General features: G+C 63.3%; 26 protein-coding genes and 1 tRNA gene. 20 read left to right on the plus strand and 7 right to left on the minus strand.

Translation table 11 applies throughout. The features are described from left to right. Positions 1–8: 8 nt before the first annotated feature. Positions 9–755, minus strand: coding sequence for a 2,3-diphosphoglycerate-dependent phosphoglycerate mutase (gpmA, locus tag HGB41_RS14130; RefSeq protein WP_171085424.1), 747 nt, complete (start codon positions 753–755; stop codon positions 9–11). A gap of 212 nt (positions 756–967) precedes the next feature. Between gpmA and HGB41_RS14135 the strand changes: the two genes are divergently transcribed. The 5 genes from HGB41_RS14135 to HGB41_RS14155 all read left to right on the plus strand — a co-directional run bounded on the left by HGB41_RS14135 (position 968) and on the right by HGB41_RS14155 (position 3881). Next, a complete protein-coding gene (locus HGB41_RS14135) occupies positions 968–1369 on the plus strand; it encodes a rhodanese-like domain-containing protein (protein ID WP_171085426.1) in 402 nt (133 codons plus the stop codon). A 23-nt stretch (positions 1370–1392) separates the two neighbouring features. Next, positions 1393–1656, plus strand: a complete 264-nt coding sequence (grxC, locus tag HGB41_RS14140) for a glutaredoxin 3 (RefSeq protein ID WP_171085428.1) — start codon at positions 1393–1395, stop codon at positions 1654–1656. Between the two features lie 170 nt (positions 1657–1826). Continuing rightward, positions 1827–2285: a protein-export chaperone SecB gene (gene secB, locus HGB41_RS14145; protein ID WP_171085430.1), complete on the plus strand. Its 459-nt coding sequence runs from the start codon at positions 1827–1829 to the stop codon at positions 2283–2285. 104 nt (positions 2286–2389) lie between these two features. Further along, positions 2390–2830, plus strand: coding sequence for an SH3 domain-containing protein (locus tag HGB41_RS14150; RefSeq protein ID WP_171085432.1), 441 nt, complete (start codon positions 2390–2392; stop codon positions 2828–2830). Between the two features lie 19 nt (positions 2831–2849). Further along, the gene (locus HGB41_RS14155; protein WP_171085434.1) at positions 2850–3881 is read left to right on the plus strand and encodes an NAD(P)H-dependent glycerol-3-phosphate dehydrogenase; all 1032 of its coding nucleotides are present in this window, start codon (positions 2850–2852) and stop codon (positions 3879–3881) included. Positions 3882–4113: 232 nt separating this feature from the next. Here HGB41_RS14155 and HGB41_RS14160 read toward each other — a convergent pair whose 3' ends face one another. From HGB41_RS14160 to mscL, 4 genes are read right to left on the minus strand one after another with little or no spacing between them, the layout of a single operon-like run. Next, on the minus strand, positions 4114–4494 hold the full coding sequence (locus HGB41_RS14160; RefSeq protein WP_171085437.1) for a cupin domain-containing protein: 381 nt from the start codon (positions 4492–4494) through the stop codon (positions 4114–4116). Positions 4495–4521: 27 nt separating this feature from the next. After that, positions 4522–5214, minus strand: coding sequence for a DUF2461 domain-containing protein (locus HGB41_RS14165; RefSeq protein ID WP_171085438.1), 693 nt, complete (start codon positions 5212–5214; stop codon positions 4522–4524). 21 nt (positions 5215–5235) lie between these two features. Further along, positions 5236–6384, minus strand: coding sequence for a Do family serine endopeptidase (locus HGB41_RS14170; RefSeq protein ID WP_171085698.1), 1149 nt, complete (start codon positions 6382–6384; stop codon positions 5236–5238). A gap of 38 nt (positions 6385–6422) precedes the next feature. After that, positions 6423–6830 carry a large conductance mechanosensitive channel protein MscL gene (gene mscL / locus HGB41_RS14175; protein ID WP_171085440.1) on the minus strand — a complete coding sequence of 136 codons (408 nt, stop codon included), beginning with the start codon at positions 6828–6830 and terminating at the stop codon, positions 6423–6425. Between the two features lie 226 nt (positions 6831–7056). Between mscL and petA the strand changes: the two genes are divergently transcribed. From petA to HGB41_RS14205, 6 genes are all read left to right on the plus strand, one after another. Next, on the plus strand, positions 7057–7671 hold the full coding sequence (gene petA / locus HGB41_RS14180) for a ubiquinol-cytochrome c reductase iron-sulfur subunit (RefSeq protein WP_171085442.1): 615 nt from the start codon (positions 7057–7059) through the stop codon (positions 7669–7671). Then, a complete protein-coding gene (locus HGB41_RS14185) occupies positions 7672–9087 on the plus strand; it encodes a cytochrome b (protein WP_171085444.1) in 1416 nt (471 codons plus the stop codon). A 23-nt stretch (positions 9088–9110) separates the two neighbouring features. Beyond that, positions 9111–9875, plus strand: coding sequence for a cytochrome c1 (locus tag HGB41_RS14190; protein WP_171085445.1), 765 nt, complete (start codon positions 9111–9113; stop codon positions 9873–9875). Positions 9876–9974: 99 nt separating this feature from the next. Continuing rightward, on the plus strand, positions 9975–10586 hold the full coding sequence (locus HGB41_RS14195) for a glutathione S-transferase N-terminal domain-containing protein (RefSeq protein WP_171085447.1): 612 nt from the start codon (positions 9975–9977) through the stop codon (positions 10584–10586). Positions 10587–10724: 138 nt separating this feature from the next. Further along, a complete protein-coding gene (locus tag HGB41_RS14200) occupies positions 10725–11213 on the plus strand; it encodes a ClpXP protease specificity-enhancing factor (protein ID WP_171085449.1) in 489 nt (162 codons plus the stop codon). Between the two features lie 26 nt (positions 11214–11239). Next, positions 11240–11315, plus strand: a tRNA-Thr gene (locus HGB41_RS14205). 52 nt (positions 11316–11367) lie between these two features. Here the strand turns inward: HGB41_RS14205 and HGB41_RS14210 are convergent. Then, positions 11368–11907 (minus strand): lysozyme family protein, encoded by a 540-nt coding sequence (locus tag HGB41_RS14210; protein ID WP_229423023.1) that lies wholly within the window; start codon positions 11905–11907, stop codon positions 11368–11370. Positions 11908–12292: 385 nt separating this feature from the next. On the opposite strand from HGB41_RS14210, the gene HGB41_RS14215 reads away from it, so the two are divergent. The 9 genes from HGB41_RS14215 (at position 12293) to HGB41_RS14255 (ending at position 23775) form a co-directional block, all read left to right on the plus strand. Then, the gene (locus tag HGB41_RS14215; RefSeq protein WP_171085451.1) at positions 12293–13561 is read left to right on the plus strand and encodes an ABC transporter substrate-binding protein; all 1269 of its coding nucleotides are present in this window, start codon (positions 12293–12295) and stop codon (positions 13559–13561) included. 3 nt (positions 13562–13564) lie between these two features. Then, a complete protein-coding gene (locus HGB41_RS14220) occupies positions 13565–14440 on the plus strand; it encodes a carbohydrate ABC transporter permease (protein WP_171085453.1) in 876 nt (291 codons plus the stop codon). Beyond that, entirely contained in the window at positions 14437–15321 is an 885-nt protein-coding gene (locus HGB41_RS14225; protein WP_171085454.1) for a carbohydrate ABC transporter permease, read from the plus strand. The genes HGB41_RS14220 and HGB41_RS14225 overlap by 4 nt, the downstream gene beginning before the upstream one ends. A gap of 4 nt (positions 15322–15325) precedes the next feature. After that, positions 15326–16378 carry an ABC transporter ATP-binding protein gene (locus HGB41_RS14230; protein ID WP_171085456.1) on the plus strand — a complete coding sequence of 351 codons (1053 nt, stop codon included), beginning with the start codon at positions 15326–15328 and terminating at the stop codon, positions 16376–16378. A 78-nt stretch (positions 16379–16456) separates the two neighbouring features. Beyond that, on the plus strand, positions 16457–17485 hold the full coding sequence (locus HGB41_RS14235; RefSeq protein WP_171085458.1) for a LacI family DNA-binding transcriptional regulator: 1029 nt from the start codon (positions 16457–16459) through the stop codon (positions 17483–17485). Positions 17486–17588: 103 nt separating this feature from the next. Beyond that, on the plus strand, positions 17589–18956 hold the full coding sequence (locus HGB41_RS14240; protein ID WP_171085460.1) for a GH1 family beta-glucosidase: 1368 nt from the start codon (positions 17589–17591) through the stop codon (positions 18954–18956). A 32-nt stretch (positions 18957–18988) separates the two neighbouring features. Then, positions 18989–21478 carry a glycoside hydrolase family 3 protein gene (locus HGB41_RS14245; RefSeq protein ID WP_171085462.1) on the plus strand — a complete coding sequence of 830 codons (2490 nt, stop codon included), beginning with the start codon at positions 18989–18991 and terminating at the stop codon, positions 21476–21478. After that, on the plus strand, positions 21475–22443 hold the full coding sequence (locus HGB41_RS14250; RefSeq protein WP_171085464.1) for a glucokinase: 969 nt from the start codon (positions 21475–21477) through the stop codon (positions 22441–22443). Before HGB41_RS14245 ends, HGB41_RS14250 begins: the two co-directional genes overlap by 4 nt. Before the next feature lie 15 nt (positions 22444–22458). Then, entirely contained in the window at positions 22459–23775 is a 1317-nt protein-coding gene (locus HGB41_RS14255; protein ID WP_171085466.1) for a sugar MFS transporter, read from the plus strand. 110 nt (positions 23776–23885) lie between these two features. Here HGB41_RS14255 and HGB41_RS14260 read toward each other — a convergent pair whose 3' ends face one another. Then, a complete protein-coding gene (locus HGB41_RS14260; protein ID WP_212760940.1) occupies positions 23886–24911 on the minus strand; it encodes an MBL fold metallo-hydrolase in 1026 nt (341 codons plus the stop codon). Positions 24912–25017 lie beyond the last annotated feature (106 nt).

Here is a 25017-nt window from a genome sequence, read left to right on the forward strand (position 1 = left end):
ACGCAAACTTACTTCGCCTTCCCTTGGTTGGCCACCGCCGCCACGGCTGCAGCAATCGCTTCCTGGTCGCCCAGGTAATAGCTCTTGATCGGTTTTAAATCGGCATCCAGCTCGTATACCAGCGGCTGGCCGTTCGGGATGTTCAGGCCGACGATATCGGTGTCGCTGATGCCATCCAACATCTTGATGATGGCGCGCAGGCTGTTGCCGTGTGCCGAGATCAGGATGTTCTTGCCGGCGCGGATGGCCGGTGCAATTTCTTCGTCCCAAGCTGGCATGACGCGCGCCACGGTGTCCTTCAGGCATTCGGTCAGCGGGATCTGCGACATCTCCAGATTGGCGTAGCGCGGATCCTTGAACGAGGTGCGCTCGTCGTCAGGCGCCAGCGCCGGCGGCGGGGTGTCGTAGCTGCGGCGCCAGACCAGCACCTGCTCGTCGCCGTATTTGGCGGCGGTCTCGCCCTTGTCCAGGCCCTGCAGCGCGCCGTAGTGACGCTCGTTCAGGCGCCAGTCGTTCTTCACCGGCAGGTACATCATGTCCATTTCGTCCATCGCCAGCCACAAGGTGCGGATGGCGCGCTTGAGCACCGAGGTATAGGCCAGGTCGAAGGTAAAACCGGCGTCGCGCAGCGCGCGGCCGGCGTTCTTTGCTTCAAGGATGCCCTTCTCGGTCAGGTCGACGTCGACCCAGCCGGTAAACCGGTTGGCCAGGTTCCAGGTGGATTCGCCATGGCGCATGAATACGATTTTGTACATAAGCTCAACTTTAAAGAAGAAAATACTGCGATAGACGCCTGAAAACCTGCTGCGCGTTGCGCTGGCGGCCTGCGATGCTCACTGTACTACTCGTACAGCTGCGCTTCTCAACCACCATCGCTGCCGCTCGCGACGGTTTTTAGACGCCTGGAGATATTCGGTCCAGCATCTATTTTATAATGCGCCGATTCAGTTCAACCATTGGAAGCCTTGTGAATTTCATTCTCGATAATATCTTCGTCGTGGCAATCGCCGTTGTTTCTGGCGCCGCCCTGCTCTGGCCAGCCCTGGCGCCGCGCGGCAAGCGTGCCTCCCCGCTGCAGGCCACGCAAATGATCAACCGCGGCAAGACCGTGGTGCTGGACGTGAGGAGCAGCGAAGAATTCGCGGCCGGCCATGTGCGCGACGCAAAAAACATCCCGCTGTCAGACTTGGGCAATCGTATCGGCGAGCTGGACAAGTCCAAGGGCCGTACCCTCATCGTCGTCTGCCAGAACGGCGCGCGCGCCGACAAGGCGGTGCGACTGCTGGCAGCCGCAGGCTTCGAGGACGCGCATGCGCTCGAAGGCGGCTTGACGGCCTGGACCGCGGCAGGCTTGCCGGTGACCAAGTAAGAATTCATTCAGAAGGAAGCATCATGACCCAACACGTCGTCCTGTACCACACTGCCAACTGCCCCTACTGCGTCCGCGCCGAGCGCCTGCTCGAAGCCAAGGGCGTGAGCGACATCGAGCGCATCCGTGTCGACCTGGATCCGGAGCAGCGCCAGATTATGATGCAACGCACCGGCCGCCGCACCGTCCCGCAAATCTATGTGGGCGACACCCACGTCGGCGGCTTCGACGACCTGTACGCCCTCGACCAGGCCGGCCGCCTGGACCCGCTGCTGCAGGGCGCCTGATCTCGCTTTACAAGCCGGATTGCGCCTGGGTGGAGCCCGGATTGACTGGCTTCTGGGCCTGCGGCGGTAGGGGTATTGCTTCCAAATTGATTTTGATACAATTGCCGTCGCGTTTGACCAAAGCATCGTGACGGCGCGTCCGTCCATCCAAAATTTCACGAAAGCGTTCCATGTCTGACGAAAACCTGCAACCAGTCTTCCAAATCCAACGCGTCTACCTGAAAGACATGTCGCTGGAGCAACCGAATTCCCCGGCAATCTTCCTCGAGCAGGAAGCCCCGACCATCGAAGTGTCGCTGGACGTCGGCGCCGACAGCATCGCAGAAGGCATCTACGAGTCGACCGTGACCATCACCGTCACCGCCAAGGTCAAGGACAAGGTCGCTTTCCTGGTCGAAGGCAAGCAGGCAGGCATCTTCGAAGCCCGCAACATCCCTGCCGAGCAGATGGATCCGCTGCTGGGTATCGGCTGCCCGAACATCGTCTACCCTTACCTGCGCGCCAACATCGCCGACGTGATCAGCCGCGCCGGCTTCCCACCGGTGCACCTGGCCGAGATCAACTTCGAAGCCTTCTACCAGCAGCGCCAGCAAGCCATGGCCCAGGCTGCTGAAGCTCCGGCACAGTAAGTCGTTCTTTCGCGGGCATCGCTAGCGGTGCCCGTGCTTGCCTTCCGGCGTCCACGGCGTTACCCCCGGTTTGCCCGCGGTTTTGATCCGATCTTTGGCCCGCCATGATTCCATCCCGTCTCCTCGCAAGCGTGCTCATCCTGGCAGCACCGGCTGCGTTCGCCTTCGATTTCAAGAGCGTCGGCCCGGCCCCGGTGATCCTGTACGACACGCCGACCACCAAGGGCGCCAAGCTGTACATCGCGCCGCGCGGCATGCCGCTGCAGGTCGTGATCGGTTATGGCGACTGGGTCAAGGTGCGCGACATGAGCGGCGAACTGGCCTGGACCGAAGCCAAGGGCCTGGTGGCGCGCCGCAACGTCGTCGTCAGCACGCCCGGCGCCAAGGTCTTCGCCGAACCGGATGACAGCTCCCCCGTCTTGATGACCGCCGACAAGGGCGTGGTACTGGAACTGGTTGACCCGAGCACGATCGCCTGGGTGCGCGTGCGCCACCGCGACGGCATCCTCGGCTATGTGCGCTCGAACGATGTCTGGGGCCTGTAATGTCGCCTGCTCAATAAAAATGCAAGAACAGAAAACACCATCCAAGATTACCATCCTCGGCGCCGGCGCCTGGGGCACCGCCGTGGCGATTGCGCTGGCGGCCCGCCATGAGGTGCTGCTGTGGGGCCGCAATCCCGGGCAGATGGCCGAAACCGCGGCTGCGCGCGAAAACCTGCACTACCTGCCGGGCTTTCCGCTGCCGGCCGGCCTGCAGGTCAGCGCCGATCTCGAGGCCGCGCTGGCCCATGTCGCCGACGCCGCTCAAGACGAAGCACCGCTGCTGATCCTGGCCTGCCCGGTGGCCGGCCTGCGTCCGCTGCTGGGGCAATTGAAGGGCCGCGCGATTCCGAACGTGGTCTGGCTGTGCAAGGGCTTCGAAGCCGGCAGCGGCCTGCTGCCGCACCAGGTGGTGGTTGAAGTATTGGGCGAATCGGTGCCGGGCGCAGCCTTGTCCGGGCCGTCGTTCGCGCAGGAAGTGGCGCGCGGCCTACCCTGCGCACTGAGCGTAGCCTCGACCTCCAGCCTGCTGCGTGAGCGCGTGGTCGCCGCGGCGCACGGCAATAATTTGCGTGTCTACGCCTGCGACGACATGGTCGGCGTGGAAGTCGGCGGCGCAGTGAAAAACGTGATGGCGATCGCCACCGGCGCGGCCGATGGCCTTGGCCTGGGCCTGAATGCGCGCGCCGCCCTGATCACCCGCGGCCTGGCCGAGATCACCCGCCTGGGCGTGACCCTGGGCGCACAGCCGGCCACCTTCATGGGCCTGACCGGCATGGGCGACCTGATCCTGACGTGTACGGGCGACCTGTCGCGCAACCGCCGCGTGGGCCTGGCGCTGGCGCAGGGCAAGCAGCTGGACACCATCGTGGCCGAACTCGGGCATGTGGCGGAGGGCGTGCCCTGTGCCAAGTCGGTACGCGCGCTGGCGCGCCGGCTGGGCGTGGACATGCCGATCACCGAGGCGGTGGCGGCGGTGCTGTTCGATGGGGTGAATGCGACGGAGATGGCGCAGCAATTGCTGGCAAGGGATCCGAGGGATGAGTTGGCGTAAAACCTGGCTGCCTGGTAATGCTGATAACTCAATAGCCGCCGCTTAGTCGTAGGGTGGGCGGATCCTCCGCCCGCGCGGCGATAGTTAGCCCAACATAACCGCACCGCGTCCGTGCTACCGCTGGTTGAACGCGTGGGCAGGTAAAACAGTCCAGTGGACTGTTTTACGCCCACCCTACGGTTCTCGCTAATTCACCGGCATTGTGCGGGCTCGCGGTTGATTGCCCCACAGTTCAAGTCCCCGACCCCGACCCGCGCGGATCATTCGTCGGCCCACCGCTGCGCACCGGCCCCAGCAAGATGGTCAGCAAGGCCACCGCATCGTGATTCGCCCGGATCGCATGCGGCTCCCCGCCCGCCAGGTAGACCATCTCGTTCGGCCGCAGGATCGTGGTGCGTCCGTGCGCATCGAAGGCGATTTCGCCCTCAAGGCAGACCAAGGTCATTTCCCCTTCGACCCGGTGCTCGGGCATCGGCTTTTCCTTTGGCAGCACCAGGCGGATCAGTTCCATATGATCGGTCTTGATCAGTGCGATCGAGGTGAAATGCGCGATGTCGTTGTCGCCGCGCTGCAAGGCGATGCGTTCGCCTGAAACTGCATGTTGCAAGGCCATGTCGCCCTCCGTAATGAATGTGTCCTGTTATTCCGGCTCTTCGTGTTTCTCCGGCACCCCACGCAGCCAGGTGACGAGCGCGAATGCATCCTTCATGCCACTGGCCAGTTGCGGCACCAGCAGTTCGGGCGCGTTCAGCAGCAGCGGCACCTCGACCCAGACGAAAAAGCTCTTGAGCTTCAGGTATTCGACCAGCGGGTGATCCTGATCCACGCCCTTGGGGGGACGCTGCAATTTATCTTCTTCCTGAAGGTCGCCATAGGTCGACCGGAGATGCTTATTCTTCAACATTTTCGTGAAGCCTGTCGCATCGTTGACGAGGTGCTCGCGGATCGCCTTCAGGCGCGGCGCCGGCGGCAGGTACTCGCCCGCCCCGAACAGCAGGTTGCCGTTGGGCTCGATGTGGAAGTAATAGGTCGGGCCGCCGGCCGCGCTCGGGCGCCGCTTGTCGAGCGGTGCGATGCCGGCCGAGAAATGGGTTTTGTAGGGCCGCTTGTCCTTGGCGAAGCGCACGTCGCGGTGGATACGGAACATCGCCTTCTTGGGATCGCAGCCAGCCACCTGTTTATCGAACGTGCCCAGTTCACGGATCAGCTCAGTGACGACGTCGAGGAATTCCGCGCGCAGGATGTCGTAGCGCGGCTTGTTCATGATGAACCAGGGACGGGTGTTGTTTTCGCTGAGCTCGCTTAAAAATTGCGTCAGGTCACGCAGGTGCATGCAGGTTCCAAAAAAAAAAGTTTACTGGGGCTGGCGCGGCCGCTTGCCGACGGTGACGGCAAGCGTTGCCTCGCGGTTCTTGCGCATGATACGCAAGGGCGCCTTTTCCCCCGGTTCCAGTTGGGCAATGAGGTTGAGCATCTCGCTGGTATTGGCCACGGTCTTGCTGCCGACGGCCAGCAGGATGTCGCCCGGCTGGATCCCCGCGCGGTCGGCCGGGCCGCCGCGCACCACGCCGGCGATGATGGCGCCGCTGTCGCGCCCCAGGCCGAAACTCTGGGCCAGCTCGGGCGTGATGTCCTGCGACTCGATGCCGATCCAGCCGCGCACCACGGTGCCGTGGCGGACGATCGAGTCCAGCACCTTCTTCGCCGTGGTCACCGGGATGGCGAAGCCGATGCCCACCGAACCGCCGGTCTGGGAATAGATCGCCGAGTTAATCCCGAGCAGGTGGCCGTTGGTATCGACCAGCGCCCCACCCGAGTTGCCGAAATTGATCGCGGCATCGGTCTGGATGAAATTCTCGAAATGGTTGATGTGCAGGTTGTTGCGCCCCAGCGCCGAGATGATGCCGAGCGTGACCGTCTGCCCGACGCCGAACGGATTGCCGATGGCCAGCACCACGTCGCCCACCCGCGAGCGCTCGGGGTCGCCGAGCACCATCACCGGCAGGTTGCTGGCGGAAATGCGGATCACGGCCAGGTCGGTTTCCGGATCGGTGCCGACGATGCGCGCCGGGATCTTGCGGCCGTCCGCCAGGCCGACCTCGATGATGTCGGCGCCTTCGACCACGTGGTTATTGGTCAGGATAGTGCCGTCGGTGCTGACGATCACACCCGAGCCGAGGCTGGCCAGCTGCTCATCGGGCGGCATGCGGTTGCCGAAGAAGCGGCGGAAGAACGGGTCCTTCAGCAGCGGATGGGTTTCGCGCGAGGCCTTGCTGGTGAGGATGTTGACCACGGCCGGCATGGCGCGCCCCGCCGCCTCGCGGTAGCTGCCGCCGGCCGGGAGCGCCGGGCCCTGCAGTACCGGCACGGCCTTGCCCGGCATGCCGACCTGGACCTGGGTCGGTGCCCGCTGCAACCAGTCGGGCTGCAAGGCAGCCACCACGAAATACAGCGCCAGCGCCACCGTGACGGTTTGCGCGAACAGCAGCCAGAGCCGCCTCAGGGGGCGGACTGGCCGGATCTCGTGGAGGGTGCCGTCTTTCACTTTCTCAGGGAATCACGGATGTCGCGCAGGAGCAGGATTTCTTCGGCCTCTACCGCGGTGATTTCGGCCGGCTTGCGGATGCGGTTCACGACCCGCACCATCTGGAAGATAACAAATGCCAGCAGGATGAAGTTCAACAGGATGGTCAGGAAATTCCCGTAAGCGAGCACGGCGCCCGCTTTTTGCGCCTCGACCAAGGGCAAGCTGGTGCCCTGCCCGTTCAGCGGCACGTAGTAATTGGCAAAATCGAGGCCACCCAGCATGGCTCCGATGGGCGGCATGATGATGTCCTTGACCAGCGAATCGACGATCCGCCCAAAGGCGCCGCCAATGATCACGCCGACAGCAAGATCAACGACGTTACCCCGCGTTACGAACGTTTTAAACTCACCCATCATGCTCATGACCACGCCTTTCATTATTATTGAGGCAAGGATGACCATCATACCGTAAGCTATCGGGCGTGTATGCACAGCCTATAAACAGGCAAAAAATGCTTCAAATTTCAAGCTTGTTGTGTCCGCTTGATAATTTTTTTCCAATCGGTATTGCCGTTCACATATAATTTTGTGTTGCTGGAAGCTCTTTACTTGATTCTTTAAGTTCGTATTTTCACGAGGTGGGGTTGGTATGAGTAACGAAAAACAGGTCGATTCAGGCCGACGCGGATTGCTCGTCGCTACATGCGCGGCAGGCGGCGTCGTTGGAGTATCCACGGCGGGCGTTCTCGTCAGTACCTTCCAGCCGTCCGAGCGTGCGAAGGCCGCCGGTGCTCCGGTCGAGGTCGATATCGCTGACGTCAAGCCGGGGGAAATGAAGGTCGTCGAATGGCGCGGCAAGCCGGTCTGGATCCTGCGCCGCACGCCGGAAATGATGGCCGCCCTCGAGAAGGATTCGGGTGACCTGGCCGATCCGAACTCCGAGAAAGAATACCAGCTGCCGACACCGGCCTATGCCAAGAACCCTTACCGCGCGCGCGCCGAGCACAAGGAAGTGCTGGTCACCGTCGGTATCTGCTCCCACCTCGGCTGCTCGCCGTCGTCGCGCCTGGCCTCCGGCGCCCAGCCGAACCTGCCGGACAACTGGCCGGGCGGCTTCCTGTGCCCTTGCCACGGCTCGACCTTCGACCTGTCGGCGCGCGTGTTCAAGAACAAGCCGGCACCGACCAACATGGATGTCCCCCCGTACATGTACCTGTCCGATACCCGCATGGTCATCGGCAAAGACGAGAAAGGCGAGGCATAAATGGGCGCCCCGTTCAAAGATACGCAGCTCCCGGCCAATGCGCCGGTGGGCCAGAAGGCCCTGGCCTGGGTCGACGACCGCTTCCCGCTGTCCAAGCTCTGGAACGACCAGTGGGGCAAGTACTACGCCCCGAAGAACTTCAATTTCTGGTACATCTTCGGCTCGCTGGCGATGCTGCTGCTGGTGCTGCAGATCATCACCGGCATCTTCCTGACCATGCACTACAAGCCGGACGCCAACCTGGCCTTCGGTTCGGTCGAATACATCATGCGCGAAGTCCCGTGGGGCTGGCTAGTGCGCTACATGCACTCGACCGGCGCCTCGATGTTCTTCATCGTGGTCTACCTGCACATGGCACGCGGCCTGATGTACGGCTCCTACCGCAAGCCACGCGAACTGATCTGGATCTTCGGTTTCGCGATCTTCCTGTGCCTGATGGCGGAAGCCTTCTTCGGCTACCTGCTGCCATGGGGCCAGATGTCGTACTGGGGCGCGCAAGTGATCGTCAACCTGTTCGGCGCCATCCCGCTGATCGGTCCCGACCTGTCGCTGTGGATCCGCGGCGACTACGTCGTGTCGGACGCCACCCTGAACCGCTTCTTCGCCTTCCACGTCATCGCGCTGCCGCTGGTGCTGCTGGGCCTGGTTGCCGCCCACCTGATCGCGCTGCACGAAGTGGGTTCGAACAACCCGGACGGCATCGAGATCAAGGACAACCTGGGTCCGGACGGCCATCCGGTGGACGGCATCATGTCGCACCCGTACTACTCGGCGAAGGACTTCTTCGGCGTGTCGGTATTCCTGCTCATTTTCTCGGCAATCGTGTTCTTCGCGCCTGAGATGGGTGGCTACTTCCTGGAGTACAACAACTTCCTGCCGGCCGATTCGATGAAGACGCCGTCGCACATCGCCCCGACCTGGTATTTCACGCCGTTCTACTCGGTGCTGCGCGCCACCACCGCCGACTTCATGTACGTGCTGATGGCCGCGATTGCCGCCTACGTCGTGTTCATCTGGTTCAAGTCGCGCCTGGCCTACCGCACCAAGATCATCATCGCGGTGATCGGCCTGGTGCTGGTGGTCGGCATGCTGCCGCAGGTGCTGGAAGCGAAGTTCTGGGGCGTGGTGCTGTTCGGTTCGTCGGTGGTGATCATCGCCTTCCTGCCTTGGCTTGACCACTCGCCGGCCCGCTCGATCCGCTACCGCCCTGACTGGCACAAGACCGTGTTCATCCTGTTCGCGGTGGTGTTCGTGGTGCTGGGCTACCTGGGCACCCAGCTGCCGACGGCGACCTTCACGATCATCTCGCAAGTGGCGACCCTGCTGTACTTTGCGTTCTTCCTGTTGATGCCGTGGTGGAGCACGATGGGCCGGTTCAAACCGGTCCCGACGCGCCTGACCTTCACGCCACACTAATCGCGGACGAACAAGGACATCACATGAAATTCTTTGCGAAGAAACTGATCGCAGTCCTGGCGCTGGTGCCGGGACTGGTATTCGCCGCCGAAGGCGGCTTCCCGCTCGAGTCGGCGCCCGAGCGGGCCGACATGTCGTCGCTGCAGAACGGCGCCAAGCTGTTCGTCAACTACTGCCTGAACTGCCACTCGGCATCGAGCATGCGCTACAACCGCCTGCGCGACCTTGGCTTGACCGAAGAGCAGATCAAGACCAACCTGTTGTTTTCGCAAGACAAGGTCGGCGGCATGATGACGACGGCCATGCGCCCGGACGATGCCAAGACCTGGTTCGGCGCCGTGCCGCCGGATTTGTCGGTGATCGCCCGCGCCAAGTCGTCGCCGGCCGGCACCGGCGCCGACTACCTGTACACCTACCTGCGCACTTTCTACGCCGACAGCGAACGCCCGACCGGCTGGAACAACATGGTCGTGCCGAACGTGGCCATGCCGCACGCCATGTGGCAGATGCAGGGCATCCGCACCGCCAAGTTCCAGGATGTGGACGATCCGCACGAGGCCGGCAAGAAGATCCACAAGTTCGTGGGCTTCGAGCAGGTCACGCCAGGCACGATGAACCAGCAGGAATTCGACACCGCGACGGCCGACCTGGTTGCCTACCTGAGCTGGATGGCTGAGCCAGCGCAAGACGCGCGCAAGAAGTTGGGCGTTATTGTGTTGTTATTCCTGTCCCTTTTCGCCTTCCTGGCCTGGCGCCTGAACGAATCGTACTGGAAAAACGTCAAGTAAATTCGCTTTCATTGCCCGGTTGGCTATAATACGGGCAATCATTTTTCGGGGTGAGTCGCTAGGCGCTTCACCCCTTTGTTTCTTAAGGAACTATAAACCATGATGGTTCTCTACTCCGGCACCACGTGCCCGTTCTCCCAACGCTGCCGCCTGGTCCTGTTCGAAAAGGGCATGGACTTCGAGGTGCGCGACGTCGACCTGTTCAACAAGCCGGAAGACATTTCGACGATGAACCCGTACGGCCAGGTGCCGATCCTGGTCGAGCGCGAACTGATCCTGTACGAATCGAACATCATCAACGAGTACATCGACGAGCGCTTCCCGCATCCGCAACTGATGCCGGCCGACCCGCTCATGCGCGCCCGTGCCCGCCTGATGCTGTTCAACTTCGAGAAAGAGCTGTTCGTCCACGTGCACGTGCTGGAAAGCGAGCGCAACAAGACGAACGACAAGAGCCACGACAAGGCCCGCACCGAAATCCGCGACCGCCTGACCACGCTGGCTCCACTGTTCCTGAAGAACAAGTACATGCTGGGCGACGAATTCTCGATGCTGGACGTCGCGATCGCCCCGCTGCTCTGGCGCCTGGACCACTACGGCATCGAGCTGTCGAAGACCGCGGCCCCGCTGATGAAATACGCCGAACGCATCTTCTCGCGCCCGGCCTATATCGAAGCGCTGACCCCGTCCGAAAAGGTCATGCGCCGTTAAATCGGTGCATTGATGCAGCGTGGCGGATTTGATGTCCGTCACCTGCATCGCCGATCCGGTACACGCCAGTTTCGGACGCTTCCAAGGCGATTCCAGTAAACTGGCGTGGACGAACAGAATTGTTATCAACCTGAACCAATGTCAGACATCTCCACCAAGCCCTACCTCCTGCGCGCCATCTACGAATGGTGCACGGACAGCGGCTACACCCCCTACCTCGCCGTCAAGGTCGATGCCGCCACGACGGTGCCGATGGAATACGTGCGCAAGGGTGAGATCATCCTGAACATCAGCTACGGCGCCACCTCGGGCCTGAAGATGGACAACGACGCGATCCACTTCCGCGCGCGGTTCAATGGCGTCTCTCGCGAGCTGTATATCCCGGTGCAGAACGTGCTGGCGATTTACGCGAACGAGAATGGCCAAGGAATGGCGTTCGAGGTGGGGGCGACGGCGTCGGAGACCTTGTCGTCCGAAGGCGGTGTCGAAGAAGCGTCGGCGCCTTCCTTGTCGGCGGTGCCGGACAGGCAGCAGGCGGAAGTTCCTTCAGAGTCAGTGGCGTCGCCAGATGACAACGATGAGCCTCCCAAGAAGGGCGGGCGTCCAACGCTGACCCGGATCAAGTAAGGTATAATTCTTGTCCTAAAGATCACGCCGGCTTAGCTCATTTGGTAGAGCAGTTGATTTGTAATCATCAGGTGGCCAGTTCGAAACCGGCAGCCGGCACCAATATAATCAAGCATTGAGCCCGGCCTTTTGGCTGGGCTTTTTGTTTTGTACTTCACACCGCTTGTCCGCCTTCCGAAAGATAGGCCGACAGGAAGTCGTCGAACTTCATGTAGCGCTGGTGCGGGTAGTGATTGCCTTGGCCAGGCCCCTTCGGCAAGGCGGCCCATGTCCTTGCTACCTTGGGCATGACAGAGGCAATCTGGCCTGCCTTGATCGGCTCCATCACGCCAAGGCTGCGCAAGATTTCTACAGCAATCAAGTCTTGAGTGCGGGGCGAAAAATCGTCGAGTCCCAGCTTGCCTCCGTGATGCTGCCAAGTCGGCCGCGTGATCTGGTACATCCCTGCCGCAGTGCTTTTACCGTCGATGCCCGGCCCCGGATGCGTCGAGGTATCGGTGAAGCGCCACCGGTCATTGCTCCGTCCTTTCAGCGCCCCGTACTTGAAGTCATAGCCCCCGCCCTCCGCCGCCGCGATCGCCTTGAGGAAGGCAGCGACATTGGGATGGCACAGGTCTTCCGCATTCTGTTCGCACCGCTCCTGGTGCGAGCGCGCTGGCCGCCCATTCTGGGCACGGAACTGTTGTTTCGACATACATCCTCCTCGTGGACACGATGGCGACATCGAACGTATTCAATACGGGACCACTGGCAACTGCGGCGGACGACGCCTCCGGGTCTTGTTCGAGTGGCGCGGTCACGCTGCTCCTTGAGCTCATCTTAGAAAGCGCCAGGCTTGGACGGTTGAGCATGAACAAAGCCGTCGTCCGGACCGACCGAGGTCATGGACATCGGACAAGGCGCTTGCGGCTGAGCAAACTGGTCTCCCGGAAAATGCTTGCCGATCAGCCAGCAAAACTGTGCCAAAATCTTCAAGTGCAATATTTGTTTGACCACGATTTCACCCGATGCTATAGTCAGCCAAAGCCAATGGTAACGTTTCCAACTTACCGAAAATAATGGCAGAGAACGGAGACACGATGTCCACAGTACGCACCTTGGCGACAGCCTGCGCATGGCTGTGCGCTGCCGCTTCGATGCCTGCCGCGCATGCCGCGCCGGTGCGTGCGGCATCGTTGCCTGCCGCGCCGAAGGCCGAGGTGATCCACTGGTGGACTTCCGGCGGCGAATCCGCAGCGGTGAAACAGGTCGCCCAAGCCTACCGCAATGCCGGTGGCGTCTGGATCGACACCGCGATCGCCGGCGGCGACCAGTCGCGTGCCGTCACCATCAACCGCATCGTCGGCGGCAACCCGCCCACTGCCGCGCAGTTCAACACCTCCAAGCAGTTTTTAGATGTGATCGAAGCGGGGATGCTCAATAACGTCGACGGCGTCGCGCGTGCCCAGAACTGGGACCAGCTGCTGCCGATGCCGATCATCGATGTCATCAAGGTGGATGGCCACTACTACGCGGTGCCGCTGAACATCCACATGCAGACCTGGTTCTGGTATTCGAAGGCGGCCTTCCAGAAGGCCGGCATCGCAAAGGAACCCGCGAGCATGCAAGAGCTGTTCACCGCGCTCGACAAGCTCAAGGCCGCCGGCATCATTCCCCTCGCCCACGGCGGCCAGTCGTGGCAGGAGACCGTGCTGTTCTCGGCCATCCTCGCCAACATGGGTGGCAAGGAGCTGTACCTCAAAGCGATGCGCGACCGCGACCAGGCGACCCTGCTCTCACCCGCCTTCCGCAAGGTGCTGCTCACCTTCAAGCGCATGAAGTCCTATGTGGATCCTGGTTCGCCAGGCCGCAACTGGAACGACGCCACGGCCATGGTCATCAGCGGTAAAGCAGGCCTGCAGGTGATGGGCGACTGGGCCAAGGGCGAGTTCACGAATGCGCGCCAGGTCGCGGGCCAGCACTACGGCTGCATGGCGGGCCTGAATGCATCCACGCCCTACCTGATCCAGGGCGACGTTTTCGTTTTCCCGCGCACCGATGACGGACAAACCGTCAGGGCGCAGAACCTGCTGGCCAAGGTCGTGTCGCAGCCGGACCTGCAGGTGGACTTCTCCAAGCTGAAAGGCTCGATCCCGGTCCGCACTGACGTGAATGCGGCGGAACTGGACCTGTGCGCGCAGAAGGGCATCGAGATCATGAAGGACCGCTCGCGCCAGGCCGGCGTCACCGAGGTCTACCTGACGCCCGACCAGAACGGCGCCATGCAGGACGTGCTGACCGCTTACTGGAACACGAACATGCCGGCCGAAAAGGCTCAGAAGAGCATCGCCAACGCGCTCAAATACTAAACAATGCTCGCCCGCCAAGCCAACAAGCTCGCTCCCCATATTGCCCTGCTGCCGATGGCGCTGACGGTGCTGGTCGCTTATATCGGGGCAGCCTTGTGGACCTTCCGCACCTCGCTCACCAGTTCGCGCACCTTCTCATCCGATAACTTCATCGGCTTCGCCCAGTACGCGCGCCTGTTCGACAACGAGCGCTGGATGCTCTCGCTGAACAACCTGGCCGTCTACGGCGCGCTGTTTATCGTCGCCTGCATGGTGCTGGGCTTCCTGCTGGCTGCCTTCATCGACCAGAACGTGACGGGTGAAGGTTTCCTGCGCACGGTCTTCCTCTACCCGTACGCGATGTCCTTCATCGCCACCGGCCTGGTATGGCAATGGATGCTGGCGCCTGGCGCCGGTATCGAGAGCGCGGTGCGCCAATTGGGCTTTGCGAACTTCACCTTCGACTGGCTGGTCGACCAGGAGATGGTCATCTATACGGTCGTCATTGCCGCCGTCTGGCAGGCCTCGGGCCTGGTGATGGCGCTGATGCTGGCCGGCCTGCGCGGCGTCGACCCGGAAATCTACAAGGCGGCGCGGCTGGATGGCATCCCGGCCTGGCGCGTCTACCTGTCGATCGTGCTGCCGATGCTCGGCCCGACCATCGCCACCGTCTTCCTGCTGCTATGCACCGCAGTCGTCAAACTGTACGACGCGGTGGTGGCGATGACCGGCGGCGGTCCAGGCACGGCCAGCGAAGTGCCGGCCAAGTTCATCATGGACCACCTGTTCCTGCGCTCGAATATCGGCCTGGCCTCGGCCGGCGCGGTGACGCTCCTGATTCCCGTGCTGGCGCTGCTCGCGCCCTACGCGTACGCACGCAGCCGCAGGAGCCGCGCATGAACACTACCCTGCAGGCCCCGGCCATGCCCTTCGACTCCGCCCCTGCCACGCGCCGCAAGCGCTTTTCGCCGGCGCGCATCGGCGTGTATGCCTTCCTGTTCAGCGCCGCACTGTACTTCCTGCTGCCGCTCTACGTCATGATCATTACCTCGTTCAAGTCGATGGACGAGATCCGCAACGGCAGTGTATTTGCCCTGCCCCTGCTGGCGACCATCGAGCCCTGGCAGAATGCCTGGCGCCAGGTCAGCGGCGGCTTCTGGAATTCGGTGGCGATCACGGTGCCGAGCACGATCATCCCGATTTTGCTGGGCGCGATCAACGGCTATGCGCTGTCGTTCTGGCGTCCACGCGGCGCGAATTTCCTGTTCGGCGTGCTGCTGGCCGGCGCCTTCATCCCGGTGCAGGTGATGATTTATCCACTGGTATGGATGATGGCGCGCTCCGGCGTGTTCGGCACGCTGCCGGCGATCGTGCTGGTGCACGTCATCTTCGGCATGCCGATCATGACGCTGCTGTTCCGGAATTACTATGCCTCGGTGCCGCAGGAGCTGTTCCAGGCGGCGCGCATCGACGGTGGCGGCTTCTGGCGCATCTTCGGGCAAGTGATGCTGCCGATGTCGCTGCCGATCATCGTGGTCGCCGCCATCATGCAGGTAACGGGCGTATGGAACGACTACATCCTCGGCCTGGTGTTCGCGGGCCGCGACAATGCGCCGATGACGGTGCAACTGAATAACGTGATCAACACCACCACCGGCACGCGCCTGTACAACGTCAACATGGCGGCGACCATGCTGACGGCTGCGGTGCCGCTGGCGATCTATTTCATCTCGGGACGCTGGTTCGTACGCGGTATCGCCGCCGGCGCCGTGAAAGGATAAACGCATGTCGAACGTCCACCTGCGCAAACTGTGCATCACCCGTGGCAGCAATGCGGTCATCCGCGACCTCGACCTGCAGGTGGAGCCGGGCGAGTTCCTGGTGCTGTTGGGACCTTCGGGCTGCGGCAAGTCCACCCTGCTGCACAGCATCGCGGGCCTGATCGACCTGGCCGATGGTTCGATCGAGATCGGCGGGGTCGATATGAGCCATGCCGATCCGAGCGAGCGTGGGATCGGCATGGTGTTCCAGTCGTATGCGCTCTACCCGACCATGACGGTGGAGAAGAACATGTCTTTCGGCCTGCGCATTTCCGGCGCGCCGAAGGCCGAGATCCAGCGCCGCGTGCAGCGCACCGCAGAGATGCTGCAGCTGGAAGCGCTGCTGGACCGCAAACCGGCCCAGCTCTCGGGCGGCCAGCGCCAGCGCGTGGCGATCGGCCGCGCCCTGGTGCGCGAAGCGGGCGTCTACCTGTTTGACGAGCCGCTATCGAACCTGGATGCCAAGCTGCGCGCCGAACTGCGGCGCGAATTGAAACTCCTGCACCAGGCGCTCGGTTCGACCATGATCTACGTGACCCACGACCAGGCCGAGGCGATGACGCTGGCGACCCGCATCGTCGTGATGCAGGGCGGGCATATCCAGCAGATCGGCACGCCGAGCGAGGTGTATGAACGGCCGGCCAACCGCTTCGTAGCCGGTTTCCTCGGTTCGCCGTCGATGAATTTCGTCGATGGCCAGCTCGATACCGGGCACCGCTTCAGCGCCGGCGCGCTGGCGCTCGAACTGCCGCTGAACCATGCGGCCGCAGGTGGCGCGGTGACGCTGGCCATGCGTCCAGAAGACATCCACATCACGGACGACGGACAGCTAGAGGCCTCGGTGACGCTGGTCGAGCCGATGGGGAACCACCAGGTCGTGTGGCTGGACTGCGGCGGACATGGCTTGTCGGCCATCGTGCACGATCCACGCCCGCTGGCACCCGGGCAGGCAGTGCGCTTCACGGTCGATGCCGCGCGCGTCTCCCTGTTCGACCCGGCCAGCGGAAAGCGCCTGTGAAGACAGATGCCAGTGCTCGACGAATACAGTATGCTTCATTGTTTTTCGAATAATCCGTCAGAAAACTAAGGATCGTCAGTGGCAACCATCAAGGACGTAGCGCGTCTCGCCGGGGTAGGTCTCGGCACCGCCTCGCGCGTGGTCAGCGGCAAGGGCTCGGTATCGCCGGCCACGCTCGAACGCGTGCGCAAGGCGATCGACGAGCTCGGGTTCCGCCCCTCGCATGCGGCGCGCGCCCTGCTGTCCGGCACCAGCCGGATGATCGGCGTCTACATCCCGGTCCTGAGCGGTACCTTCTACACCCCGATCCTGCAGATCATCGACACCGAGCTGCGCGCCGCCGGCCTGCACATGGTGGTCGCCTTCGGCGTTGGCCTGGGCGATGCACGTCGGCAGGCGATGGAAGGCATCGAGTTCCTGATCGAACGCGGCTGCGACGGCTTGATCATGATGACCAGCGCGCTGACCGACGACGACCTGGCCACCCTCGGCGCCAAACAGCGCCAGCTGGTGGCGCTGAACCATGAGTTTACCGGCATCCCGGACCAGTGCTTCACGGTCGACCACGCGCTCGGCGGCCGGATGGCTGCGCGCACCCTGCTCGACCACAAGCACCGCGACATCGCCGTGATTTCCGGCCCGGCGGCGCTGGCGGATAACGTGGCCCGTATCGACGGATTCATGCGCGAACTGGAAAGCGAAGGCATCGACACCGGCAAGCTGTGGGTAATGGAAAGTGACTTTTCGCCCGCCGGTGGCTGGGCCGCGGCCAAGGCGCTGGTCGAATCGGGTCGCGGCTGCACCGCCCTGTTCTGCGCCAACGACGAGATGGCGGTCGGTGCGCTGTCCTATTTCCAGGAGGCCGGCATCAGCGTGCCGCGCGACCTGTCCGTCATCGGCTACGACGACACGCCGAGCGCCGAATTCGCGGCGCCGCGCCTGGCCTCGGTGCACATGCCCTGGCGCGAAATGACGCTCAACGGCCTGAATGCGCTGCTGAATCGCTGCTACGACCTGCATCGCCCAGTGTCGCGCAGCTTCCCGGTCAGCGTGACCCTGCGTGCATCGCTGGCCAAGCTGCCGGCAGCCAGAGGCAAGAAAAAATGAAGCGCGCTGCCCCGACGGCCGCTCGCCGGCCTTTTTTTTCGATTGCAATTGGAAAGCTTTCCAAATATCCTTCGCATAACGACTTATATCTATTACCGCGACCATGACAACAGCTGACAGTCCCGAGCCGACCGCCCCCGTGCGCGGCGATTTTGCCTCCGATTTCTTGTGGGGCTGTGCCACCTCGTCCTACCAGATCGAAGGCGCTGGTTCCGAGGATGGCCGGGTCGAATCGATCTGGGACCGCTTCGCCGCCACGCCGGGCAAAGTCAAAGATGGCTCGAGCGGCGCAGTCGCCTGCGACCATTACCACCGCTGGCCGGAAGACTTCGACATCGGCCGCGACATGGGCCTGAACGCCTACCGCTTCTCGATCGCCTGGCCACGCATTTTCTCGGAAGTCGGCGGCCAGCCGAACGAAAAGGGACTGGATTTCTATTCGCGCCTGGTGGACGGCATGCTCGAGCGTGGCCTGCAGCCCTGGGCCACCTTGTATCACTGGGACCTGCCGCAGTTCTTGCAGGACCAGGGGGGCTGGAACAAGCGCGCCACGGTCGACGCCTACCTCGCCTTCGTGGACGCGATGACGCGCCGCCTGGGCGACCGCGTGCAGCACTGGATCACCCACAACGAGCCGTGGTGCACCTCGATCATCGGCAATTTCGAAGGCTGGCATGCGCCGGGCCTCACCGATTTCAGGACCGCGCTGCAGGTGGCGCACCACGTGCTGCTTTCGCACGGCAAGGCGGTGCCGCTGATCCGCGCGAACGTGCCGGATGCGCAGGTCGGCATCGCCCTCAGCCTGCATCCGGTGCGTGCGGCCAGCGAGTCGCCGGAAGATATCGCCGCGGCCGAGCGTCATGATGGGCTACGTTACCGGTGGTTCCTCGACCCCTTGTATGGCCGCGGCTACCCGCAGGCGACGCTCGACGACGTTAAGGACGCAGCGCCCGTCGTGCTGCCGGGCGACCTGGAGGCCATCGCCACGCCGACCGACTTCCTCGGCGTGAACTACTACTTCCCCGAGACGATCCAGGACGAACCCGGCCACGCACCACTGTCTGCGCGCGTGCTGCCACCAAGCGAAGGCGTCGAAACCACTTATATGGGCTGGGAAGTGGCGCCGCAAGGCCTGGCCGAACTGCTGCTGCGCATCGAAAGCGACTACCACCCGGGCCCGATGTACATCACCGAAAACGGCTCCTGCTATCCGGATGAAGTGAATGCGCAGGGAGAGATCGAGGACGTCGAGCGCCGCCGCTACCTGGTGCGGCACCTGATGGCTCTGGCCTCGGCCATCCGGGACGGCGCGCCGGTGAAGGGTTATTTCGCCTGGAGCCTGCTCGACAACTTCGAATGGGCAGAGGGCTATTTAAAGCGCTTCGGGCTCACGCATATCGATTACGCCACCCAGGAACGGCGCCTGAAGAGTAGCGGCAAATGGTATCGCGCCTTCCTGCGCGGCGAATGACACCCACCTATAAAACAACAGCGAGACAGCCCATGACACCCATGCTCCGCAACCCGGCAATGGCGCTCGCCATCGCCCTGGCCCTTCCCGCCGGCGCAGCCCCCATGACCGACTGGCCGCGGGTCACCAGCGCCATCGGCAAGGATGCGGCGCTGGAAAAGCGCGTGCTCGACATCGTCGGCAAAATGACGCTGGCGCAGAAGGTCGGCCAGATGACCCAGCCCGAGATCAAGAGCGCCACGCCGGACGACGTGAAACGCTATTACCTCGGTTCGGTGCTAAATGGCGGCGGCAGCTGGCCGAACGGGAACAAGCATGCCAGGGCGGCCGAATGGCTGGCGCTGGCGCAGCGCTATCACGAGGCGTCGCTGGCGACCGACATGGCGGTCAAGGTGCCGGTCATTTGGGGGACGGACGCCGTCCACGGCCACAACAACGTATTCGGCGCCACGCTCTTCCCGCACAATATCGGGCTGGGCGCAGCGCGCAATCCAAAGCTGCTGGAGGAAATCGGCGCTGCCACCGCCAAGGCCACGCGCGCCAGCGGCATCGCCTGGGTATTCGGCCCGACCCTGGCCGTGGTGCGCGACGACCGCTGGGGACGGACCTACGAAAGCTATTCCGAAAACCCGGAGGTGGTGAAGAGCTATGCCGGCGCTTATGTCCGCGGCATGCAGGGCATGCTCAAGGACGACGCCAACACCATTGCCACTGCCAAGCATTTCATCGGCGACGGCGGGACCGAGTCCGGCAAGGACCGCGGCGTGAACAAGTCGAGCAAAGCGCAGATGATCAACATCCACGGGGCCGGCTACTACCCGGCCTTGCAGGCCGGTGCGCAGACGGTCATGGCCTCGTTCAATTCGTGGAACGATGTCGCCGCCGGCACCAACTACGGCAAGATGCACGGCAGCCGCGCCATGCTGACCGACGTGCTGAAGACGAAGATGGGCTTCGACGGCTTTGTTGTCACCGACTGGAACGGCCACGGCGAAGTGCCGGGCTGCAGCAACGACAGCTGCGCGGCCGCGATCAATGCCGGCAATGACATGGTCATGGTGCCGGACGACTGGAAAGCCTTCATCGCCAACACCATTAAACAGGTGGAAAGCGGCGCGATCCCGATGGCGCGCATCGACGATGCGGTGAGCCGCATCATCCGCGTCAAGCTGCGCGCCGGCCTGTTCGACAAAAGCCCGGCGCAGAACGCGTATGCGGGCAAGGACGATGCGATGCAGCCGCGCGAGCTGGCGCGCCGCGCGGTGCGCGAATCGCTGGTGCTGATCAAGAACGACAAGCCGGTGCTTCCGATCGCACGCGGCAAGAAGATCCTCTTGGTCGGCAAGACCGCCGACGATCTGTCGAACCAGAGCGGCGGCTGGTCGATCACCTGGCAAGGCACGGCCAATACCAATGCGGACTTCCCGAACGCAGATACGATCCTCGCAGGCATCCGCGCAGCGGCTGGCAGCGAGAACGTGAGTTTCAGCGTGGATGCGAAGGATGTCGACGTGTCGACGTTTGATGTGGTGGTAGCCGTGATCGGCGAGCGCCCGTATGCGGAAGGCGATGGCGACATCGGCCCCAGCGGCACCCTGCGCCACAGCGGGCGCTATCCGGAAGATTTGGCTGTTCTGCAGGCCGTCGCCGGCAAGGACACACCCGTGGTGACGGTGTTCGTGTCGGGCCGCCCGCTCTACGTCAACGACCTGCTCAATTTATCGGACGTGTTTGTCGCCGCATGGCTGCCGGGCACCGAGGGCAAGGGCGTGTCTGACCTGCTCGTTGCACGCAGCGAGCGCTATGACTTCACCGGCAAGCTGCCGTTCTCGTGGCCGAAGTCGGCCTGCCAGACCGATTTGAATGTCGGCGACAAGGGTTACGCGCCGCTGTTCGCCTGGGGTTACGGATTGAAGTCAAGCACCCGCTCGAAGGTCGGCAAGCTCGATGCGGCTTTCCCTGCCGGAGGCTGCGGCATCAGCACTACCTTCCCGGTGTTCAGCCAGGCCGACCGCGCCAGCTTCCCGATGGCGATCCGCAGCAGCTCGCAGCAGCTGGTGCTGGGCGCCGACCTGAACGCGAGCTTCAGCCTGCCGGGCGTGACGGTGCAGACTTCGCAGGTGAATACCCAGCAGGACGCGAAGCTCATCACCTGGACTGGCCCGGCGACCGTCGAAACCCGTGGCACGCGTGCGATGATGCTACCGGCGGCGGCCAGCACCAATGCGGCGCTGCGATTCGACACCATCGTCTCCGGCGCTCCCGCCGGCAAAGTGTCGATGAGCATGGGCGGCGGCACGCTCGACACCACCGCGCTGTTCAAGCGCCTGGCGGGCAAGGGCAAGCAGACCGTCAAGATTCCGCTGTCTTGCTTCCAGGCCAAGGGTACGGACTTGGCAAAAGTCCACGCGCCGTTCAGCATCAGCAGCGATGCCTCCTTCGCGGCAGCCTTTACCGGCATCGAGATCGCCGGCGGCGCAGCAACTGAGCAGGATGCCGTGCGTTGCGAGGAACTGCGATGAACGGGGAGTTGCGCCTGCTGGCCGACATCGGCGGCACCAATGCGCGCTTCGCCCTGGAAGCGCGCGGCGGGCAGTTCGCCGACGTCGAGGTGCTGGCCTGCGCCGATTACGCGACGCTGGATGATGCGATGCGGGCTTACCTCGGCAGGGCTGCGGGGCGCGCTCTAGCGGTCGACATCGTGCGTCACGCCGCGATTGCGATTGCCAACCCGGTCGAGGACGACCAGGTCAGCATGACCAACCACCACTGGAGCTTCTCGATCGAAGCGCTGCGCCTGCAGCAGGGGCTGGCGACGCTGCTGGTGGTGAACGACTTCGCGGCGCTGGCGATGTCGCTGCCGCACCTGGCGGCCGACGGACGTGAACGGATTGGCGGCGGCATCGAGCTGGCCAACCGTCCAATCGGCCTGATTGGTCCCGGCACCGGCCTCGGGGTCTCGGGTGTGATCCCGGCTGGTGGCAACCGCTGGATTGCGCTGGCGGGGGAAGGCGGCCACGTGAGTTTCGCGCCGGCCAACAAGGAGGAGGCGGCGATCCTCGAAGCCCTGTGGGGAGAGTACGGCCACGTATCGGCCGAGCGCCTGCTGTCGGGCATGGGACTGGAGCTGATCCACTGGGCGCTGACCGGCAAGCGGCTCGATGCGCCGGCCATCACCGGCGCGGCGCTCGATGGCAGCTCCAGCGACTGCCGCCGCACCGTCGACACCTTCTGCGCCATCCTCGGCAGCGTGGCCGGCAATGTCGCATTGACCCTGGGTGCAACCGGCGGCATGTATATCGGCGGCGGTATCGCGCCGCGTCTTGGCAAGCTGTTCACGGAGTCCAGCTTCCGCGCGCGCTTCGAGGACAAGGGGCGCCTGCGCCCTTACCTCGCGCGCATCCCGACTTACCTGATTACCGAGCAGTACCCGGCGCTGCGCGGCGTATCCGCCATGCTGTCGGACCGCGTCGCAGCCCTGCCATAACAATACGGAGAGACCATGCAGAACACAGCACCGAAACTACCCGAGTCGCCGCCCCTGGCGCCGGCGACAGCGAACGAGCACAACCCGCACACGGGCGCGCTCGTCATCGTCACCATCCTGTTCTTCATGTGGGGCCTGCTTACCTCGCTCAACGACGTCCTGATCCCGCACCTGAAGTCGATCTATACGCTGACTTACCTGCAGGCGATGCTGGTGCAGTTCTGCTTCTTCGGCGCCTATTTCATCGTGTCGCTGCCGGCGGGAGCGCTGATCCGGAAGATCGGCTACCAGAACGGCGCCGTCACCGGCCTCATGATCGCGGCGGCCGGCTGCGCCCTGTTCTACCCGGCCTCGAAAGGCGGCTATGGCCTGTTCCTGTTCGCCTTCTTCGTGCTCGCCAGCGGCATCACGATCCTGCAGGTCGCGGCCAATCCCTTCGTTACCGTGCTCGGGCCGGCGCGCACGGCATCCAGCCGCCTGACGCTGACCCAGGCTTTCAATTCGCTCGGCACCACCGTGGCGCCAGCGCTGGGCGGTATCCTGATCCTGTCGACGGTGGCGCTGGGCGCCGACCAGCTGGCGGCGATGACGGTGGCCGAGCAGGCAGCCTACAAGGCACAGGAAGCGGCCACCGTGCAAGGCCCCTACCTCGGCCTGGCGGCGGCGCTGGCCATCCTCGCGGTGCTGTTCGCAGTAGCGAAACTGCCGAAGATCAGCCATGCGGATGACGGCAAGCCGGCCATCGACGGCAAGGGCGGCGCGATGGCCTATCGCCACTTGGTGCTGGGCGCGGTCGCGATCTTCCTGTACGTGGGTGCGGAGGTCAGTATCGGCAGCTTCCTGATCAACTTCCTGGGAGAGGGCCATATCGCGGGCCTGAGCCACGCGGACGCGGCGCAATACGTCAGCCTGTACTGGGGCGGCGCGCTGGTGGGCCGCTTCATCGGCTTCGCGGTGATGCGCTACGTCAGCCCGGGCAAGACCCTGGCCTTCAATGCGCTCGGCTCGATCCTGCTGGTGCTGGTGGCGACTTTTGGAGAAGGCAAGCTGGCGATGTGGGCGATCCTCGCGGTCGGCCTGTGCAACTCGATCATGTTCCCGACCATTTTCAGCATGGCGCTTCACGGCCTTGGCAAGTTCACCGGACAAGGCTCGGGCATTCTGTGCATGGCGATCGTGGGCGGTGCGGTGGTGCCCTTCGTGCAGGGCATGTTCGCCGATACGGTCGGGCTGCAGCCCTCCTTCCTGGTGCCGGCGGTGTGCTATTTGTTCATCCTGTACTTTGGGGTGAAGTATGTGAACTTGCACAAGCAGCCGGTGGCAAGCGCCTGATTTTTTGACAGTTGTAAAAAAATGCCCACCTCGTGTGGGCACTTTGCGTTCGAGCGGCATGGGCACTGGTTGAACGCGTGGACAGAATCTGCCCACGCCACGGAGCGCGGCTATTTGACCTCGCGCCACCAAGGGTTGCCTGGGTGCGGCGCCTTCAGGCTAAGGGGCTCGCCCATTTCCGGCGTCGTCATCGATACGCCTTTTGCTGCGGCCAGCGCGGCGATGCGGTCGAACGGGTCCTGCCAGCGGTGCAGGGCCAGGTCGAAGGTGCCGTTATGGATCGGCAGCAGCCACCCGCCCTTCAGGTCGAGGAAGGCCTGCAGGGTTTCTTCAGGCTGCATATGCACGTCGGGCCACTGCTGGTCGTAGGCGCCGGTTTCGACCAGGGCGACATCGAAGGGGCCGAAGCGCTCGCCGATCTCCTTGAAGCCCTTGAAATAGCCGCTGTCGCCGCTGAAGAACAGGCGCAGGTCGTCGTGCAGGATTACCCAGGATGCCCACAAGGTGGTATCGCGGTCGCCCAGGGTACGGCCCGAGAAGTGCTGGGCCGGCGTGGCGACGAAGCGCACGCCATCGATGCTCGCTTCCTGCCACCAGTCGAGCTGGCGCACTTTCGATGGCTCGATGCCCCAGTCGATGAGGCGGTCGCCCACGCCCAGCGGCGCGAGGAAGTGCTGGGTCTTCGCGGCCAGGGCCTTGATCGCGGCATGGTCGAGGTGGTCGTAATGGTCGTGCGAGAGGATGATGGCCTTGATCGGCGGGAGCTCCTCGATGCTGATCGGCGGCGCATGGAAGCGCTTCGGGCCGGCCCACTGCACCGGCGAGGCGCGCTCGGAGAACACCGGGTCGGTCAGGTAGAACTCCCCTTTCAACTTGACCAGCATGGTGGAGTGGCCAAGGCGGTACAGGGTCTTGTCCGGGGCAGCCAGCAATTCCGCGCGCGTCAAGGGACGCACCGGGACCGCACCCGCAGGCGTGGTGCCGATTGGCTTGTTGATCATGGCGTTCCACCACAGGCTGGCCATTTCGCCGACGCTGTATTCGCGCATCTTGATCGCGTTGCGGAATTTACCGTCCTGGTAATGGGATGAGGCCGGGAAAGAGGGTGCGGCCGAAGCAAGGGTGCAGTAAGTCATGATGGAAACAACTCCCAGGAAGAGTGTGGCAAACAAGAGGCGCATGGTGGACCTGACATGAGAAGGCGTAAAAGTACACTACACAGTGTAGTTTCTATTTTTGAGA

This window comes from Telluria aromaticivorans, from assembly GCF_013003915.1.
In the GTDB taxonomy this organism is placed as follows: Bacteria; Pseudomonadota; Gammaproteobacteria; order Burkholderiales; family Burkholderiaceae_D; genus Telluria; species Telluria aromaticivorans.